Genomic DNA, 18,480 nt, shown 5'->3' with positions numbered 1-18,480 from the left:
TAAGGGTTGATATACTTATTTCTCTATCAGTCTGCTAGCCCTTAATTTTTTTGTCCAGCTAAGTGTAACCTATCCATAGTAAAAAAATATCTCATAAGTACCTAAATTATAAAAAGACACAAAAAGAAATTAATCTTATGCTTAGAATTGAAGAAGTTAAAACAATAATGGAAGGATTATGTAATAACTCACAATATCCAACGGTAGAGGCTGTAAGAAGTAAAATGAAGAGTCCTGCAAGTTTTAGAAATCCGGTTATTCGTGAAACTTACCATTCAATGTTAAAAAAACTTGGTTTGAAATAAATAATCTAAATTTTTAGCTTAACCTTTGCTCGAATGTTACTTATTGCTTCAGTTAGGGTGTTCGGCCAATTTTAATTTGTTCTAAAAAGATACTATTTAAGCTTAAACAATACAATAAAATAATCTCTTTAAACAATATAAATAGTTATTATCATTTAGTGGCCAAAACTTAAGTTAGGAACCATAAAGTGGCCAAAACTATAAAATAGGCTTATTTTTTACTAATAATGAAATGGTATAAGATCATAAAAGTGAAGAGATATTAATCATAAAACAAAGATGTATCAAGGGTTGGCCACTTTATGGTTCCGCATTTGGCCACTTTATGGTTATACTTTTATTTTTTTGTGACTTTAAACCATAAATTTGCTGTTTTACATTAATAAATTAGAAAGAACTGTAGGTAAGACACTGCAGTTCTTTTTGTTTTATATTAAGGATAATAATCCATTATTCATTTCTCTTCATCTTTTCTAAACATTAAATGTTAAAAAACGCCTCCTCAAATAATAATTTCTTCTTTAATTGTTCTGAGTTGTATTTTCCATTCCTTATTGTCACTCTTTCGTAATGCTTAAGTATCCATAACACACGATTTCTCTTCTTGTCCACTCTCAAATATAGAGTAATATAATTTAACAGTAATAAAACATCATCTTTTTTCTTTATGTATAATGTGTAAGAATTCTTATGCTTGACAGGATTATCATTCTTTTTATTAATCATGGTTCCTTTTGTTAAGGTTTGGACATAGGTTAATAATTCTTTGTCAGTTGATGCAATTGAAATACATGGTCGACGATGTTCACTATCATGCATTCTGGTTAATGTGATTGAGCCTTCACCGTCTATAATTCCAGCTAAATAAGCGGAGCCTTCATTTGTCATCCTCCTAGAGAAATGGAAATGATCTTTATTAAATGTATAGAACATATATTCTATAAGTATTTTAAATAAAATAATCATTATTTTCAATATAAGGATTATAAAGTTTACTTTATTTAAGAATTTTTAGATAAGCTTAGTTGACCACATAAAATATTGGCATCTTTCTAAATAGCTTTAGAATATTAATAAAAGGGTATCGATACATGTGATTATGAAGTAGGGGAGTAATATTAATTAAATCCATTGAGGATATTCAATAAAGAGACGCGAACTCTAAAGTTCACGCCCTTTATTTAAGTCAAGCTTGTTTAATAAAGGTAATGTTAAAGCCTATTTAAATTTCTTCCTATTTTCTTTTGTTTTTACTAAAAAATATGCAGTAATCCACGAGGTAATGGGAATAATCAGAGCGACACCTATTCCAGCACAAAATATCGTGATCATTTCCGCACTAAATACTTTTGAGTTTACGATATCTCCTATTGAATAAGATAAATCTTTAAACCAAATCACCCTCCCAGGATCCTTGATAAATAGAGTAACGATACATTTGTTCCTAAACCAAAGATAAGTTCTGAAACCCCGAAGAGGAATAGTCCGGCTATGATTATGTTCTTTCTGCCGTAACGGTCCACCCAACGTCCTGCAAATGGTGACATCAGTAGTTGTGAAACCGCAAAAACAGCAACTAGATAGCCCATCGTTTTTCCTGATAAATGCATGATATCCATAAAGGATGGCATAACAGGGATGATGAGGCCAATTCCTAGAAAGGCAATAAATAAATTGCTAAGGAGGATAATAAGTACTGCTTTTTGTTCTTTTATTGGTTTCTTCATGGATCAACACCTCTTTCTGTCATGAATCATTGATGTGAAATGCCTCTCCAAAATACCTTCCAAGAGGCTTCTAATTTGTCCTTTAGTCGTTTCTCATCATTGCCGTATACAAGTTCAAGCATAATGGAATCGACTACACCTAAGAACGCGAACGTGGGCGTTATTGCCTTATCTTCTACGATTGCCTTCGCATTCATCCAATCCTGAAATTTACTTTCGAGGATCGCCTGCACCTTACTCTCAATATCAATAACTTCCATTTCAATTGCTTTTGCAAGGTGGGTTGGCGGAAAAAAGGACATACGCAGCCAAAACTTTAAATGTTCATTTTTTTGGAATAGATCAATTACCAATTGCAGGAATCCATATAGGTCTTTTTCTGGGTTTTGTGCATCTACCATACTGAAATAGTGGAGCTTTGAAGACAGCTCAGTCTCTTTTGCATCATGTAAAACTTGCAGAAAGAGATCATCCTTCCCTTTAAAATGGGCGTAGATCGATTGCTTTTTCATGCCAACCTCTTCTGCAATTTGGGAGAGAGAAGCACCTTCATATCCATGAATCGTAAAATATTTTAGAGCTGCATCTTTAATTTCATTACTTTTCAATAAACTTCACCTCGATTTTTACGAACGTTCGTCAGTTATCTTACCAGATAAAGTAATAGTAAGCAAGTTTTTAATAATAGATTTAGAGATTCTAAACAAGTTTTTAGGAAAATTATATAGAAGATAACCATGTATTGACAATTTATTTAGGATCGCTATATAATTTAATTGTGAGGTGAATGTATGATGGAAGCACGTGATAAACAGCTGGAACATTTTGTAGACTGTTTTCAAGCGATTGGCCGGTTTATGAAGCGTAATCAGTGGAGTAATCAAAAGGCAACTGAAATTACAAAAACGCAATGGCTGATTCTTCGCTTTTTGTGGAAACATGATGGTTGTACAATCGGTCAGCTTGCGGAGCGGCTGGAGGTTCGTTCGAGTTCAATGTCACAAATGATTGATCGCTTAGAGCTTGCAGGAATGGTATATCGTGAACCAGACAAGTACGATGCGCGAACACGAATTGTCAAATTAACAGAGGCTGGTAAAGAGACGATCACGAAAATGAAAAATGCCCAAGTCGAGCTGCTTTCTGGTCCGTTTAATCAGCTAACACCGGAGGAACAGTCCACACTTGTTGAGATCATGACGAAAATGACAAGTCAGCTAAAACCACAAGGATTTAAACGGAAATAACTCTTTTATAGTCGATTAAATGTTTAAGGTCGCTATACAAAATAATTTCTGTTCCTAATTTGACTATACCTTTAAGTTCACGAGCTCTATACACTGATTTAATTTACCTCATAAATTTAAGCTTAAGCACGTTATATGTAATGAATGACAAAACCGGTAGGAGAAGCGTAGGAAAGGTTTGTCATCCCGGTTTTGAATGACAACACAGCAAAGTAAAAGTCCTGATCAAAAATATGCTAAAAAGTTCCAAACATTCTAAAGGAGGAATCTTTCATGAGTATACTTAATATCATCAATTCACGACGTACGATTAAAAATTTCAAAGCAGATCCGGTTGAAATGGAGCAAATCAGCAAATGGCTGCAAGCGGCTGCAATGGCTCCGAATCATAAAATGACCGAACCGTGGGAAGTGTATGTGGTTGGTCCGGAAACAAGAGAAAAATTAAACCACAAAACAAATTTCTTTAATGCGCCTGTAGTACTCGCAATTTTATCTAAGCATGGTGCCACTGAAATCGAAACAGAAGAAAACCTCATTGCTACAGCATGCTTTGTGCAGAATTTTAATTTAGCTGCCTGGGAAGAAGGAGTTGGCACATTCTGGTCATCCATGGGAGGAGCTGCGAGAAACCGTGAAATTCTTGGAGTGCCTGAGGGATATGATGTGGTTGGAGTATTTGGTGTAGGTTATCCAGAAGAAATAAATCAGCCAAAAGAGAGAACACCGATTCAAGAAAAAATAAAGCATTTATCGTAAGAGGAAATAGATTCTATTGTTTATCCGCAGCAATACCACCTTACATTCAGGAGAAAAAAGGATGAAAGTTGAGGAGTATATCCATTCTCTGTTTACGAAGGATGATGCTGTTTTAGAGCAAGTCTTGTGGAGTATTCGTGCAAACGGAATGCGAAATATATCTGTACCGCCGGAAATCGGAAAGCTGCTGACGCTATTAGTGAAAATTTCCGGCGCCAAAGAGATTCTAGAAATTGGAGCGCTTGGCGGGTATAGTGGGGTTTGTCTTATCCGCGGTCTAGGAAAAGAGGGACATTTAACCTCTCTAGAGTTAAAAGAAAACTTTGCCCAATTAGCACATGAAAATGTTAAAAAAGCTGGTTTTGGCGACCGGGTAACCTACTATACTGGCGAAGCCTTAAACAGTTTAGAGCAGCTCGAAAAGGAACAAAAAAGGTTTGATTTTATTTTTATTGATGCGGATAAAGAAAATTATCCGAACTACCTGGAATGGTCAATAAAACTTGCCAATCCCGGTGCTCTAATTGTCGGCGATAATGTGTTACGAGGGGGACGGGTTTGTGACAATTCCTATATTGATGCGCAAACAGATTACATACGTGCCTTTAATGAACGTCTGGCAAAAGATCCTAAATTGGAATCGATTATTCTGCCGATTGGAGACGGAATCGCAATTGGTCGGGTAAAGGAATAAAAATAGATGGATGAGAAGAAGGGTTACCTATTGGTTTATCGCCGTAGGTATCCTTTTTTTATGATAAAACATCCAAATTTTGTCTTTACGTGAAATTCCCCTTTGGTTCTAAGGTGAGCAATTTGTCTTAGTGTTTAATTAATAGCATTGAAGATTCTAGAAAAATCAACAGATTTTATTTATCTGTAAATAAATCCACATTTTTAATTTTTTTGTAAATTTTATCTTTGTTGTTTCTCTTAAAATAAGTTAATTAATATTTTTAAAATATAAATTGCATTTAGTTTCTATTAAAAAACATTATAAAAAGTGAAAAAGAAATTTAGTACGTAGTTATTTTGGTATAAAAATAATTCAAAAAATATTTGTAAAGAGAATATTAAGCTAGAGAAGATAATCTAACAATGCTGTTGACAACAAAAATCAGATCAAGTAGAATCCAATTTGTAAAACTTATATGTGGCAGAAAATGGATAATAATTACTTTCATTAACAATTTAAGATGAAATAGTTAATTTATCCTAAATAGGAGGTGGTGCTAAAAAAGCAGTAATATTTCCTTTTATTGTTCGTAAACTTAATCTTGTGTCAAAATTATAATTTGAGAGGGGAATTTTTAAAATGGCAGATGATACTTTGTACAAATTATCTTATTTGAATAAGTTGGGGGAACTAAAAGAAAGGTCTCCGCAAGTAGCACAAAAGTTTATGCAGTTTGAACATGAAGTGTTTCAGAATGGTGAAATTCCAACTAAGACAAAAGAGTTAATTGCGATTGCTGTTGCTCATACTACTGGTTGCCCTTATTGTATTGAAGCTCACGTAGCCAAATATAAAAAGTTAGGTGGAACGATGGAGGAAGTAATTGAAGCAATTGCTGTTGCAGCTGCTCTTAAAGCAGGTGCTGCAATTAGCCATAGTGTAAATGCGATCAATGCCTATGAAAGAAATTAATGATAAATTTTGAGGGGAATAAAGAAATGCTGCAAACCAGTTTAAATAAAAATAGTACACACTCCTCTTTAATAGATTTATTGAATAACAATGCAAAAAAGCATCCACATAAAATAGCTTTTAAGTACTTAATTGGAGAAGAGGATGAAATTTTCCTTTCGTATAAGCAATTAGTTGTGGATTCTAAAAGAATTGCAGCTTATTTGCAAAATAAAGGATTTCCTGGGAAACAAGCCTTAATTATGTATCCTCCAGGGGTGGAATATGTTAAAGCTTTTCTAGGATGCCTTTATGCAGGTGTAATTGCAGTACCTGTTTATCCACCTACTCTTAGTAGAAACATGGATAGAATTAAAAGTATTTTAGTAGATGCTTCAACAAACATAATCTTTACTACTTCACAGCTACACTCTAAAATTGTCAAACATTTTTCTGAGGAAACAGCCTCAATGGATATAAAATGGATTTGCATTGATGAGTTAATTCTCCCCCAAGCCGATCAATGGACACTGCCAAATGTTAACGGAGAATCCATTGCTTTTCTACAATACACATCAGGATCTACTTCACAACCAAAAGGTGTAATGGTCACACATCAAAACATTCTTTACAACGAAGAAATGATAAAAAAAGCATTTAATAATAATGAAAACACAATCGTATTAGGCTGGCTGCCTTTATACCATGATATGGGTTTAATCGGGAACGTACTTCAACCACTGTTTTTAGGCGGAACGAGTATCCTGATGTCACCAATGGATTTCTTGCAAAAACCATTGAGATGGTTACAAGCCATATCGAAGTATAAAGCAACCGTAAGTGGAGCACCAAATTTTGCTTATGAGTTATGTGTAAAAAAGATAACTGATGAACAGAAAACTCTAATTGATTTAAGCTCTTGGAAAGTAGCCTATAATGGTGCCGAACCAGTAAGATATGAAACTTTAAAAAAGTTTGCTGAGGCCTTTAAAAATTGTGGATTTAAAGAAGAAAGCTTTTATCCGTGCTATGGAATGGCAGAAGCTACTCTGTTTATTTCAGGTGGAGAAAGTAATAAAAAGCCAATAATCAAGCACTTTGATTCACAAGCTTTAAGAGACAATAAAGTACAAGAGACTAGTGAAAGCAATAAATCCACTGCATTAGTCAGCTGCGGAACAACCTATCTAGAACAAGATATCAAAATCGTTAACCCAAATACATATCATATCTGCTCAGAAAATGAAATAGGTGAGATATGGGTCAATGGCGTAAATGTGGCAAAAGGTTATTTCGGTACAGGGGATAATGCAAGTTTTAGCGGACTTATATCTAATGAAAGTGCTGATAAATATCTTAAAACTGGAGACCTAGGATTTATTAATAATGGTCAGTTATATATTACCGGAAGATTGAAAGATGTCATTATCTTAAGGGGAAAAAATTATTATCCCCAAGATATTGAATTAACAACGGAAAAAGCTCATATAGGAATACGAAATGGATGCAGTGCTTCATTTTCGATAACTGAAGAGAATGAAGAAAAACTAGTCATTGTTGCTGAAGTCGAAAGAGCTTATAGACCAAGAGAATCAAGTCATCAAAATGAAAAGTCAGATGCTAATAATGTCTTAACTCGCATTCGTCAAAAAGTCATGGAAGAACATGGGATCCAACCATATTGTATTTGTTTAATAAAAACAGGCACCATTCCTAAAACTTCCAGTGGGAAAATTCAAAGAAATGCTTGTAAACAGGAATTTTTAAATAACGAATTAGTCATTTGGCACATCGATAAAAAAGAATAGCCAAGATTTTTGAAAGGATATGTTTCTGTGGTAAACCGATATAACACAATAATAGTTGGGGCAGGGCAAGCTGGTTTGGCTATGGGGTATTATCTCCGAGATATGACAAATTCATTTTTACTAATAGAAAGCCATGCTAGAGTAGGAGATTCTTGGCGATTACGTTATGATTCGTTAAGATTGTTTACGCCTCGCTCACATAGTGCATTACCAGGTATGTCATTACCCGGTGACCAGAATGGTTATCCAACAAAAGATGAAGTTGCGGATTACTTGGAAGAGTACGCCAAAAAATTCAATCTGCCTGTAAAACTAAATACAAAAATTACAAAAGTCTCTAAAGAGGAAGATAATTTTCATATTATCACAAACTCTGGTGAAGAATTTTTAACAAAAAATCTTATTATCGCTACAGGTCCATTTCAAAAACCATCTATACCTGATTTTAGTGACAAAATACCAAATGATATTTTTCAAATTCATTCTGCACACTATAAAAATCCTTCTCAACTAAAAGATGGAACAACTTTGGTGGTTGGTGGCGGGAACTCGGGAATGCAAATTGCTGCTGAGCTGTCTTCTACAAGAGATGTATATCTATCATTGGGTAAGAAGCCTAAATTCCTGCCATATCAGGTTTTTAACAAAAGTATTTTTTGGTGGTTCAGTGTACTGGGAATATCCAAGCTTACTGTAGATTCAAAACCGGGCCAATTTCTTAAAAAGAATGATCCTATCATTGGTAAGGAAATAATACCATTAGTCAAGGAAGGGAAAGTTAAGATGCTTCCTAGAACAACTGGTTTTAGTGATCAAAAAATTAAATTTGAAAATGGTAATGAGATACAACCGAAAAATATTATCTGGGCCACCGGATTTAAACCTGATTATGATTGGTTAGATATATCAAATATTTTTGATGAAAAGGGTAATCCGATTCATGAAAGAGGAGTAACAAAAGAACCGGGGTTATTTTTCATAGGATTATCTTGGCAATATCGAAGAGGTTCGGCTTTATTATTAGGCGTTGGAGAAGATGCCAAATACTTAGCAGGGAAATTGCAAACCAATTAATGTTGGAGGATAAACATGGAGAAACAAGAAATGCTGAAAGTGATCCAAAACTCTATTACTTCTTTTACTTCATTAAAAGCTGAGAAAATTAATTTTGATAGTGATATGTCAGGAGACCTAGCTCTGGATTCTGCTGATCGAGTTGAACTGGTATTGGACTTAGAAGAGAAATTTAACATCTCTATACCTCAAGATGATTATAGCTGGTGCAAAACAATTGATGATTTGATTACGTTAATTAATAATATCCAAAATTCTCAGGAGGTAAGTCAATGAATATAGCTGAACAATTAAGAGATTTAGGACTTAATCCACTTAATACGTTAGTCGGCAGTTCACATGATTTATATAAACTGCCTTTCGACCTTGTAAATGAGTATAAAGGTAGTATCATTGCTGAGAATTTTAAGCACCATTATGAAAATAATGAGTTTTATCGAGATGTTTGTCATAAAAAACAAGTAACTCCAGAAGACGTTAAAGGGTTCGAAGATTTAGTGAAAATCCCACTAATTCCGGTACAGACTTTTAAACAATGTGATTCACACCTTTTAATGACATCGAAATTAAATGAAGTTGAATATGAGATGCGCAGTACGGGAACAAGTGGTATTCCGAGCGTTTCTAGACGTGACAAAATTACTGTTGATAATGCATTTGAAAGTGTTGTATCAACTTATAGAGAATTTTTCCAAATTTCCCGCGGTATGGGACTATTTCTTTTTCCTCCAACTGAAGAGATGCCAGAAATGGGCATGGTGAAAGCATTAAATATATTTGCAGGTTTACTTGATGGAGCAGCAAATGTGGTAAAACGTGTTACATTCAATCCTGAGAAAGCGGTGGAATTACTTCATTCATGGGAAGGAAAACATACTCGTCATTTAGTTGGACCGCCTTTTCTTATTCATAAGCTAATCAAATACTGTATGGAAAATAACCTAAAGTTAAACTTGGAAAAGAAAAGCTACATTATCACACTAGGTGGATGGAAAAAGTTTACTGGCGAAGAAATTCCAAGGGAAGAATTTAACCGCCTTTGTCATGAATATCTAGGTGTGCAAATTAATAATGTACGTGATATGTACGGGTTAGTAGAAGCAAATATGTTAGCAGTAGAATGTGACCAACAAGAAAAGCATGTTCCACCTTGGGTTCATTTATCACTAAGAAATCCTCGGAATGTTTTAGAAGAGGTAGAATATGGTGAGCGTGGCGTTATTGCTATTTATGATCCTACTTGCATTTCCTATCCTGGTTTTGTCTTGACAGAAGATGTGGGATATTTACGTAAAGATACTACATGTGAATGTGGACGAAATGGGCAAAAATTAGTTTATATTTCACGTATGCCAGGTGTAGAGGTGGGCTGCTGTGCGATTAACTTAGAAAAGTTTATTGAAGAAAAAGAAAAGCAAATGATGGCTGTGCCGGGAGGCGAGTAAATGTTTAATGATATTATTTGCGAGCATTTTATGAATCCAAGAAATATTGGTGAAATGGAGAACCACGATTATGTTGTGGAAATTGGTAACCCAATATGCGGCGATACCGTTCATATGTTTTTGAAAGTTGAGGAACAACAAATTACTGAGGTTTCTTACCTAGCATATGGATGTTCAACCTCCATTGCAACAGCAAGTATCGTTTCAGAAGTCATTAAAGGAAAAACATTCGATGAACTTACTTCAATCACTCGTGATGAAGTTTCAGATTGGTTAGGTGAACTTGAACCAGCTCAATATCATTGTATTGACATTGGACTTAGCATCATCCATCAATGTTCACATCCAATTCAGAAAAACCTTGAGAAAAAAGAGTTTCTAGTAGAAGGCGAAGGTGCATTTTAGTGATAAATAAGGAGACTATTTATCTTGATTACAATGCTACGACCCCGTTGGATCATGATGTATATCAGGCAATGGTTCCTTATTTGATGAATTCTTTCGGTAATCCTTCTAGTAAATATTTTTTAGGTAAAGAGGCTAAAGATGCCATTAGTGAAGCTAGAAGAAATGTTGCTGAACTAATTAATGCTGAAGAAAACGAAATTATTTTCACGAGTGGTGCTTCTGAATCCAACTCTACCATATTAATGGGGATTGCACTTAAGAACTTAGATAAAAAACATATCATTACAAGCTCTATTGAACATCCAGCCATTCTAGAAGCTTGCAGGCATCTTCAAGAATACTATGGTTTTAGAATTACAAAGCTTCCAGTAGATTCTAATGGTGTGATTGGTATAAAAGAATTATTGAATGCTATTGACACACAAACCTGCCTTGTAACCATCATGATGGTTAATAATGAAGTAGGTTCAATTCAACCGATTGAACAAATTAGTAGAATCTGCAAGGAAAACGGAATTCATTTTCACTGTGATGCTGTCCAAGGGGTTGGAAAGGTAAAGATTGATGTTAAAGAAATAGCTGTTGATAGTCTTTCTATTTCAGCCCATAAAATATATGGTCCTAAAGGTGTTGGATGCTTGTATATAAGAGAAGGCATTAAAATATCCCCTCTTATATTCGGTGGATCACAAGAAATGGGGATTCGTTCAGGGACTGAAAATGTAGCGGGAATCATTGGATTAGGAGTTGCAGCAAAAATTGCTAGAGATCATTTAAGTTCCAATCATCAACAAATGCAGGATTTAAGAAATATTTTTTTAGAAGAATTAAAAAATCTCTCTAACTGGTCCATAAATGGAAGCCTTGAATCTTCAGTACCAACTACATTAAATATACAGTTTTCAGGGATTAGAGGAGAAGCGTTAGCAGCTGCCTTAAATCAATATGGTGTATGTGTGTCAATTTCATCAGCATGTAGCTCCTCTTCAGCGAAATTATCCTATGTTTTAAAAGCAATGGGGAAGTCTGATGATGAAATTAGAAGCTCTATTAGAATAAGTTTTGGGAAGTTTACAACTCAATTAGAAATCATTGAGGCTGTAAGGTTAATTTCAAAAATAGTATCTCAATTAAGGACAATTTCAAGTAAATATTCTCCTAAAATAGAGGAACGTGTTCATATAGGATGATATTTATAAAGGAAAAAACTCTCGGTACACGAGAGTTTTTTTGATCTTACAACTATTAAATTGAAATGATTAGTTTGAATTGGTTATTTCAATTTGTTTCTCTTTTTTAATTTGTTTTTTGAAAATAGAAAGTGTCATAAGAATTAGAGAGCCTATTCCAATATAAACCAGTATATTCAACGATTCACCAATATTATGGTTATCAAAGAAGAATATCCCTCTTAGACCTTCGACACTAAATTTTAATGGAATCCACGAATATAACCAATCCTTCGTTAGGTCTGGTAAAAACTCGACAGGTAAGTTCAGTACAGGGATTGAAAATAAAAACATTAGTAAAATAAATGGTGCTGCAATAACTCCAATCCAATTGAATAAAGTATTTTGTAACAAAAAGAAGGTAAAGCCGCTCAAAAGCAGGAAAAGGAAGGTGATTTCTTTATTAGGAATATTCACATCTAATATGTAATCTGCAAATAACATAATAGACGTAACAATAACTAATAGAAATAAAATACCGCCAATTACCTGACTTGCAATAGAAGTTAAACTTATTTGTGAATTTGTCGTTTTCTTTAAAGTGATGAATAGTATTAAAGAACAAATAAAAACAGAGAGCCAAAGAATTTGTGTAAATAATACTGGGGTATTTCCATTAGCTGTATGGCTATCTACATCATTTATTACCTGTTTTTCAATTTTTAAAGGATTTATTACTTGTTTTATTTTATCAGCTGGAAGTGATACAGACTGTGCTTCTAATTGACTAAACATGATATTTTGAACTTGAGTGTTCATTTCCAAACCCATTTGGTTAACAATTTGTCCTATTGTATTTGCTGCAGTATAATTCATTCCTTCGTTTGTAATGACTTCTACTTGAGGCTGCCCAGGGCTTGATTGAAGCAACGCAGCAATATTTTGCGAAGTATTTTCCGGAATGATAATTGCTGCGTAGTAAGATCTATTGTTCATTCCGTTCATTGCTTCGTCTTTGTCCTTTAAGACACTCCATTTAAAAGGTATATCCTTATTTGTTATTAAAGTTTCTTTAACTGTTTCCCCAAAGTTTAATGTATGATTAGGCATTTCAACACCCTTATCTTCCACTACGATAGCTACTGGTAAATCTTTTGGTTCAGGGTTTACTATAGAGCCCATAAAACCGACCATGAATATACTGACAACTACAATGATTGCTAACAACCCTCCCCAAAACAATTTTTGAGAAAAGAAATTCTTCATTACACACAAAATGACCAACTCCTCAAAAAATAATCAACAACATGTTGTATAAATAACTATTTGTTATTTATAATTTCATTATAATGACCAATTTTTGATACTCAATAATCAATATCTTTCGATTTATTAGATATACGACAAATAAACCTGATATGTCTAGAAACTAACAAATTTTTAAGGTGGGTGTAATGATGTCAACAAAAACTGATTTGCGAATTGTTCGTACGCGTAAATTAATTAAAGAAGCATTTCTTGATTTAATTCAAACGAAAGGGTACGAGTCCATCACAATTCAGAATATTGCCGATTGTGCATTGGTAAATCGCGCTACTTTTTATTTGCATTATAAAGATAAGCAGGATTTATTAGATACCCTTCTTAATGAAATATTTAATGAATTAGCAGACGCAATTAAGCCATGCAGCTATGTTCAAAACAAAATGGTCAAAATAGCGAATTTCCAACTATTAATTGAAACAATTTTTAATAAAATTGCTGAACATAAAAAGTTTTTTAAAGTGATGTTATTTGAAAACGGTGTTAATGGATTTAATACTAAGATGCAAGATGTTATTAAAGAAAAATTTAATGAAGAGTTTTTAACATATGGACTTGATGAAGAAATCCTATCAATTCAACCGGAATTATTAACTACTTTTATTTCTTCTGCTTTAATAGGAACAGTAAGTTGGTGGTTAAAGGAGGATTTACACTATTCTCCTAATCAATTAGCTAAGCAAACTGTAAAACTATTTTCTATAGGTCCTTTAAAAACAGCTGGGTTCCAGATAATTGATTAATGGAAGGAGCTTATTTTTCTATACTGATTCAAAAACAGATTATATACTTAGTCCAATTTCGATAAATTCATCCCAACCTAAACTTTATTAAAAATGAAAAAAAGAAATGTCGGAATTTATACAATTTTTCTAAAAAGGTATTGAAATCTGATTATGGATCATATAATATAAAACCATAAATAGGGTAATCGATTACCCTTTACTTATAGAGGATGATAACGTTTTAAAGTATGTTTTTTGTAAAAAGTTGTTAAAAAAACTACAAAAGGAGGTTTTTTAATTAATTTGGAATAAATTATCTGCCTCAATTAGGTAATCGATAAATCTCATTTGGTGTATAATTAATCTTACCGGTTGTTAGAAAAACAATTTGGACGATTAAAGGTTTTAGAAATGTAAGCGTTACCTAGTTGTTTAAGATAGTTGTAGTGAATTGACTAAGATATGTAAACAATCTATATGATGCAATTCATCTAGTAGAATCTCACTCGTTGATTCAAAAAATAAATAGAAAATCTATTTATCTATTTATAAAGGGGAAGAGAGGAGAAATCCATATGAGTAAACAGGGAAACCAAAAGTCGTTTTTACGTACGATTATCATCGTCTCAACATTCGGAGGGCTTCTTTTTGGATATGACACTGGAGTGATTAATGGAGCCTTACCGTTTATGTCTGAAGCACTTGGTCTTACTTCTTTCACTGAAGGGCTTGTTGCCAGTTCTCTACTTTTTGGAGCAGCACTTGGTGCGTTATTTGGCGGCAGGCTTTCAGATCTTACTGGGCGTCGTACCAACATTTTATATCTTGCAGTGCTTTTCTTTGCATCTACACTTGGATGTACACTTGCTCCGAACGTAACGGTTATGATTATTTCCCGTTTCTGTTTAGGACTTGCTGTAGGGGGAGCTTCAGTAACAGTTCCAGCTTATTTAGCGGAAATGTCACCAGCAGATAGACGGGGGAGAATGGTTACTCAGAACGAATTGATGATCGTAACCGGCCAATTATTAGCCTTTGTTATTAATGCGATTTTAGGGAGCACAATGTCCCATCATGATCATGTTTGGCGCTACATGCTGGCGATCGCGGCACTTCCGGCTATATTCTTATTCTTTGGTATGCTTAAAGTACCGGAAAGCCCGCGTTGGCTCGTATCGAAAGGGAAAAATAGAGATGCCTTAAGCGTCCTTCTTAAGGTACGTGAGGAAAAACAAGCTCAATCAGAGCTGAATGAAATTGAGGAAACGCTAGCGAAAGAGGCAGAAGCTAAGCAAGCAACATATAAAGATTTAAGTGTATCTTGGATTCGTCGTATTCTATTTCTTGGGATTGGAATTGCTGTGGTGCAACAAGTAACAGGTGTTAATTCAATTATGTACTACGGCACTCAAATTCTAAAAGATGCTGGTTTAGGAACTGAGGCTGCTCTGATCGGTAATATTGCAAACGGTGTCATATCAGTTCTCGCTACTTTTGTTGGTATTTGGCTACTTGGCATGGTTGGCCGCCGTCCAATGTTGATAACTGGTTTGTTAGGAACAACGATGTCACTTTTGCTTATTGGGATATTCTCACTTACACTTGAAGGATCTGCGGCACTTCCCTATGTCGTACTTAGTTTAACAGTTACGTTTCTTGCCTTTCAACAAGGAGCGATCTCACCGGTAACATGGTTGATGCTCTCAGAAATATTCCCACTTCGTTTACGTGGGATAGGTATGGGTGTTACAGTCCTTTTCTTATGGGTTGTCAATGGTTTTATTGGTTAGGCATTTCCGGTATTACTTGATAAAGTGGGCTTATCTACAACGTTCTTTATTTTCGTCGCTTTGGGACTTGCAGCAATCGGATTTGTAAATAAATTCTTACCGGAAACAAAGGGACTGACACTTGAACAGTTGGAACAGAAATTCCGTCATCATGATGGGCGAAATCACCAAGACTACGTGGAACAGGTTGATATCCAAGCGAAATAAAAACGGAGCAATAATGTTGTTTGGAATGGATTATATAAATTGGTATAGAAATTGATCAAAAGACTGCAAAGGAGTTCTTATGAATTCTTTGCAGTCTTTTTTTCATTATGATTAATTCCCTCCTTACCATTTCTGCAATTTGGTAGGAAGAGAAAGATATGCTGAACTCAAAGGGGTGTGATATAATGATCAAATAATAAATCAGTACGATAGCCGGGAGTATACCACTTCGTGAAAAGGATATACATCGGTTGAAAGAGTGGGGAGAAATGAAACCAACCATTTACGATATTGCGAGGGAAGCGGGAGTCTCTGCTACTACGGTTTCCAAGGTTATTAATAATAAGGGTCGGATAAGCGAGAAAACAAAAAATAAAATCATGCAAATCATCGAGGAGTTTCATTATCAGCCCAATATGCTGGCTTCTGCGATGAAAGGAAAATCCACTTACACCATTGCGCTATTAATTCCTGATGCTGCAAATCCAATATATGCCCAATATTTAAAATATATAGAGGAATATGGGCAAGAGTTGGGATTTAGTGTTGTCATGTGCAGTACTGGGAGCGACCCGGAAAAGGAAGCTAGGCATATTACCTTATTAAAGCAGAAACATGTGGACGGGATTATTATCGCTTCGATATTTAAAAATGAACCGGTGTTAAAACAGTTAATTGAGGAAGAATTGCCGATTGTCTTCGTTAATTTTCAACGGCCAGAACTTCCTGTAGGCAGTATAAGCGGCGATGATTTTTTAGGAGGTTACATGGCGACTGATCATCTTTTGTCATTAGGTCACCGAAGAATTGGAATTATTGCCGAGGATGCAACCATAAGCGGGGAAGAACGGATCAAGGGATATAAAAAAGCTCTCGAAAATGCCGGGATAGAGGTTGATGAAAACTTAATTATTACAATTAATGAACCAACCATTGAAGGTGCAGAGGTGCATGCTAAAGAATTGCTTAACAATGCTCAAAAACCTACAGCGATATTTGGTTGTAATGATATATTGGCAATTGGATCGATGCTAGCAGCGAAGGGCCTTGGGATCAGGATACCGGATGAACTATCTATTATTGGATTTGATAATACGATTATGTGTAAGATCGTAGAACCTCAGCTATCATCCGTAAATATACCGATAAACGAAATGGGTAAACAGGCGATGGAACTGTTGGCTCAGCAAATTAATAAAAAGAATAAAATGAAGCAACGCATTTCTCTTTTACCAGAACTTATTATTCGTCAGTCAACCGCAAAACGAAATGAAAAATAATAAAAGGTAGATGAAATATATCAATACAGGGATTCCCATGAAAACATGTTTGTCAAAACGATAAAAGGCGAGAAATCTTAGTTTTACTTTGATTTCTCGTCTTTTTTATGTAAGGGAAGAGTAGGGTTTAACAATGAAAAGTGAGAAATCGATAACTCTGATTGATTCTTATATTCAATCATTATAAGAATCAGAATACAAATTTCATTAAAAAAATATTGAAATCTCGTGAAGTTTAGGATAAAATGAAATCAAATTTGAAGGGTAATCGATAACCCTAACCCGAAGGATTTTAGTCCATTAAAGAAAGGATATTCTGTGGAGATACAAATTTTTATAGCTTTATTGAATTTGTAAGCGTTATCTATCCATTTAGCTGATTATGATAGCAGTGATGCTGAAAAATGATTTAGATGGAGTATCATGGTAAACGTTAAACAATAAGACTTGTCCTTTCAATAAACAAACATTCGATAATTACTTTATGAATTTGGAGGAATGACCATGACTTTAAAATTTGGCGTGATCGGAACAGGTGCAATCGGCAGTGAGCATATTAAAAGAATCACAAACCATTTATCAGGTGGAAAAATTGTCGCTGTAACGGATGTGAACGAAGCATCGGCAAGAAATGTTGTTAATCAATTCGAGCTAGATGCTGTTATCTATCCTGATGACAAAGCCCTTGTTGCGGATGATAATGTAGATGCGGTGCTAGTAACAAGCTGGGGTCCTGCTCATGAACAAAGTGTACTAGCTGCCATTGAAGCTGGGAAGTATGTTTTTTGTGAGAAACCGTTAGCAACAACAGCAGAAGGCTGCATGAGAATTGTAGAAGCAGAAATGAAACACGGTAAGCGTTTAGTGCAGGTTGGATTTATGCGAAGATATGACAGCGGTTACGTGCAATTAAAACAAGCTATTGACAGTAATTATATTGGTGATCCTTTAATGGTTCGCTGTGTACACAGAAATCCATCTGTTGGTGAGAATTATACAACAGATATGGCCATTCACGATACGCTCATTCATGAAATTGATGTTTTGCACTGGTTAATTAACGATGACTATAAATCAGTACAGGTGGCATTTCCAAAGAAAACATCTCGCGCACTTGCACACTTGTCCGATCCGCAGCTCATAACGTTAGAAACAAATAGCGGTATTATCATTACGGCAGAAGTGTTTGTAAACTGTCAGTACGGCTATGATATTCAATGTGAAGTGATCGGGGAAGAAGGGGTTGCCTACCTGCCGGAGTTCCCAGGGATCACCACTCGTAAAAATGCGAAACTTGGAACAAGCATCTTGATGGATTGGAAAGATCGATTTATCGAAGCTTATGATATAGAATTACAGGATTTCATTGACTCAATCAAGAAAACGGGTGAGCCTAATGGTCCGACTTCTTGGGATGGCTACATCGCAGCTGTCACGGCGGATGCTTGTGTGAAGGCACAACAAACAGGTGAGAAAGAGCCTGTGACATTAGCTGAAAAACCAGGCTTCTATAAAAATGAAAAAGAGGTTGTACAACAGTCTTAAATTTGGTTGAGACATCCTCACTTGAATAGCAGCCTTTAATA

General features: G+C 34.9%; 16 protein-coding genes and 3 pseudogenes. 14 read left to right on the top strand and 5 right to left on the bottom strand.

Annotation, left to right across the window (positions count from 1 at the left end):
- Positions 1 to 785: 785 nt before the first annotated feature.
- The 4 genes and pseudogenes from Q1B07_RS20460 to Q1B07_RS20445 form a co-directional block, all read right to left on the bottom strand.
- Complete coding sequence (locus Q1B07_RS20460; protein ID WP_299093602.1) at positions 786 to 1,193, bottom strand: LAGLIDADG family homing endonuclease; 408 nt, start codon at positions 1,191 to 1,193, stop codon at positions 786 to 788.
- Positions 1,194 to 1,523: 330 nt separating this feature from the next.
- Positions 1,524 to 1,706 (bottom strand): annotated as a pseudogene (locus tag Q1B07_RS20455) (YibE/F family protein); the annotation flags it as partial.
- Positions 1,706 to 2,032: pseudogene (locus tag Q1B07_RS20450) on the bottom strand (MFS transporter); the annotation flags it as partial. The pseudogenes Q1B07_RS20455 and Q1B07_RS20450, both read right to left, overlap by 1 nt.
- Before the next feature lie 26 nt (positions 2,033 to 2,058).
- A complete protein-coding gene (locus Q1B07_RS20445; protein WP_299093601.1) occupies positions 2,059 to 2,640 on the bottom strand; it encodes a TetR/AcrR family transcriptional regulator in 582 nt (193 codons plus the stop codon).
- Between the two features lie 183 nt (positions 2,641 to 2,823).
- Between Q1B07_RS20445 and Q1B07_RS20440 the strand changes: the two genes are divergently transcribed.
- The 10 genes from Q1B07_RS20440 (at position 2,824) to Q1B07_RS20395 (ending at position 11,590) form a co-directional block, all read left to right on the top strand.
- Positions 2,824 to 3,279: a MarR family transcriptional regulator gene (locus Q1B07_RS20440; RefSeq protein WP_299833493.1), complete on the top strand. Its 456-nt coding sequence runs from the start codon at positions 2,824 to 2,826 to the stop codon at positions 3,277 to 3,279.
- Positions 3,280 to 3,552: 273 nt separating this feature from the next.
- Positions 3,553 to 4,038, top strand: coding sequence for a nitroreductase (locus tag Q1B07_RS20435; protein WP_299093599.1), 486 nt, complete (start codon positions 3,553 to 3,555; stop codon positions 4,036 to 4,038).
- A gap of 61 nt (positions 4,039 to 4,099) precedes the next feature.
- Positions 4,100 to 4,732 (top strand): O-methyltransferase, encoded by a 633-nt coding sequence (locus Q1B07_RS20430; RefSeq protein ID WP_299093598.1) that lies wholly within the window; start codon positions 4,100 to 4,102, stop codon positions 4,730 to 4,732.
- A 621-nt stretch (positions 4,733 to 5,353) separates the two neighbouring features.
- Positions 5,354 to 5,686 (top strand): carboxymuconolactone decarboxylase family protein, encoded by a 333-nt coding sequence (locus Q1B07_RS20425; RefSeq protein WP_299093597.1) that lies wholly within the window; start codon positions 5,354 to 5,356, stop codon positions 5,684 to 5,686.
- A complete protein-coding gene (locus Q1B07_RS20420) occupies positions 5,686 to 7,473 on the top strand; it encodes a fatty acyl-AMP ligase (RefSeq protein WP_299833488.1) in 1,788 nt (595 codons plus the stop codon). The genes Q1B07_RS20425 and Q1B07_RS20420 overlap by 1 nt, the downstream gene beginning before the upstream one ends.
- Positions 7,474 to 7,500: 27 nt before the next feature.
- Positions 7,501 to 8,547 carry an NAD(P)-binding domain-containing protein gene (locus tag Q1B07_RS20415; protein WP_299093595.1) on the top strand — a complete coding sequence of 349 codons (1,047 nt, stop codon included), beginning with the start codon at positions 7,501 to 7,503 and terminating at the stop codon, positions 8,545 to 8,547.
- A gap of 15 nt (positions 8,548 to 8,562) precedes the next feature.
- On the top strand, positions 8,563 to 8,823 hold the full coding sequence (locus tag Q1B07_RS20410; protein WP_299093593.1) for an acyl carrier protein: 261 nt from the start codon (positions 8,563 to 8,565) through the stop codon (positions 8,821 to 8,823).
- A complete protein-coding gene (locus Q1B07_RS20405; protein WP_299093591.1) occupies positions 8,820 to 9,992 on the top strand; it encodes a LuxE family acyl-protein synthetase in 1,173 nt (390 codons plus the stop codon). Before Q1B07_RS20410 ends, Q1B07_RS20405 begins: the two co-directional genes overlap by 4 nt.
- A complete protein-coding gene (locus tag Q1B07_RS20400) occupies positions 9,993 to 10,397 on the top strand; it encodes an iron-sulfur cluster assembly scaffold protein (protein ID WP_299093590.1) in 405 nt (134 codons plus the stop codon).
- Positions 10,397 to 11,590, top strand: a complete 1,194-nt coding sequence (locus Q1B07_RS20395) for a cysteine desulfurase family protein (protein WP_299093589.1) — start codon at positions 10,397 to 10,399, stop codon at positions 11,588 to 11,590. The genes Q1B07_RS20400 and Q1B07_RS20395 overlap by 1 nt, the downstream gene beginning before the upstream one ends.
- Before the next feature lie 69 nt (positions 11,591 to 11,659).
- Here the strand turns inward: Q1B07_RS20395 and Q1B07_RS20390 are convergent, their stop codons facing one another.
- Positions 11,660 to 12,835 carry a YhgE/Pip domain-containing protein gene (locus tag Q1B07_RS20390; protein WP_299093605.1) on the bottom strand — a complete coding sequence of 392 codons (1,176 nt, stop codon included), beginning with the start codon at positions 12,833 to 12,835 and terminating at the stop codon, positions 11,660 to 11,662.
- Between the two features lie 188 nt (positions 12,836 to 13,023).
- On the opposite strand from Q1B07_RS20390, the gene Q1B07_RS20385 reads away from it, so the two are divergent.
- The 4 genes and pseudogenes from Q1B07_RS20385 to Q1B07_RS20370 all read left to right on the top strand — a co-directional run bounded on the left by Q1B07_RS20385 (position 13,024) and on the right by Q1B07_RS20370 (position 18,439).
- Positions 13,024 to 13,635 carry a TetR/AcrR family transcriptional regulator gene (locus tag Q1B07_RS20385; protein WP_299833482.1) on the top strand — a complete coding sequence of 204 codons (612 nt, stop codon included), beginning with the start codon at positions 13,024 to 13,026 and terminating at the stop codon, positions 13,633 to 13,635.
- 557 nt (positions 13,636 to 14,192) lie between these two features.
- A pseudogene (locus Q1B07_RS20380) lies at positions 14,193 to 15,614 on the top strand (sugar porter family MFS transporter).
- Positions 15,615 to 15,865: 251 nt separating this feature from the next.
- The gene (locus Q1B07_RS20375; protein WP_299093587.1) at positions 15,866 to 16,894 is read left to right on the top strand and encodes a LacI family DNA-binding transcriptional regulator; all 1,029 of its coding nucleotides are present in this window, start codon (positions 15,866 to 15,868) and stop codon (positions 16,892 to 16,894) included.
- Positions 16,895 to 17,398: 504 nt separating this feature from the next.
- Complete coding sequence (locus Q1B07_RS20370; protein WP_299093586.1) at positions 17,399 to 18,439, top strand: Gfo/Idh/MocA family oxidoreductase; 1,041 nt, start codon at positions 17,399 to 17,401, stop codon at positions 18,437 to 18,439.
- Positions 18,440 to 18,480 lie beyond the last annotated feature (41 nt).

The sequence above is a fragment of the uncultured Metabacillus sp. genome (assembly GCF_947503125.1).
In the GTDB taxonomy this organism is placed as follows: Bacteria; Bacillota; Bacilli; order Bacillales; family Bacillaceae; genus Metabacillus.
This window is presented reverse-complemented; position numbering and strand designations above follow the sequence as displayed.

Bases quoted from the DNA above. Each gene is read 5' to 3' on its own strand.
- Q1B07_RS20410 (WP_299093593.1), top strand. From the start codon at position 8,563: ATGGAGAAACAAGAAATGCTGAAAGTGATCCAAAACTCTATTACTTCT.
- Q1B07_RS20400 (WP_299093590.1), top strand. From the start codon at position 9,993: ATGTTTAATGATATTATTTGCGAGCATTTTATGAATCCAAGAAATATT.
- Q1B07_RS20390 (WP_299093605.1), bottom strand. From the start codon at position 12,835: ATGAAGAATTTCTTTTCTCAAAAATTGTTTTGGGGAGGGTTGTTAGCA.
- Q1B07_RS20430 (WP_299093598.1), top strand. From the start codon at position 4,100: ATGAAAGTTGAGGAGTATATCCATTCTCTGTTTACGAAGGATGATGCT.
- Q1B07_RS20420 (WP_299833488.1), top strand. From the start codon at position 5,686: ATGATAAATTTTGAGGGGAATAAAGAAATGCTGCAAACCAGTTTAAAT.
- Q1B07_RS20460 (WP_299093602.1), bottom strand. From the start codon at position 1,193: ATGACAAATGAAGGCTCCGCTTATTTAGCTGGAATTATAGACGGTGAA.
- Q1B07_RS20405 (WP_299093591.1), top strand. From the start codon at position 8,820: ATGAATATAGCTGAACAATTAAGAGATTTAGGACTTAATCCACTTAAT.
- Q1B07_RS20385 (WP_299833482.1), top strand. From the start codon at position 13,024: ATGATGTCAACAAAAACTGATTTGCGAATTGTTCGTACGCGTAAATTA.
- Q1B07_RS20435 (WP_299093599.1), top strand. From the start codon at position 3,553: ATGAGTATACTTAATATCATCAATTCACGACGTACGATTAAAAATTTC.
- Q1B07_RS20425 (WP_299093597.1), top strand. From the start codon at position 5,354: ATGGCAGATGATACTTTGTACAAATTATCTTATTTGAATAAGTTGGGG.
- Q1B07_RS20440 (WP_299833493.1), top strand. From the start codon at position 2,824: ATGATGGAAGCACGTGATAAACAGCTGGAACATTTTGTAGACTGTTTT.
- Q1B07_RS20370 (WP_299093586.1), top strand. From the start codon at position 17,399: ATGACTTTAAAATTTGGCGTGATCGGAACAGGTGCAATCGGCAGTGAG.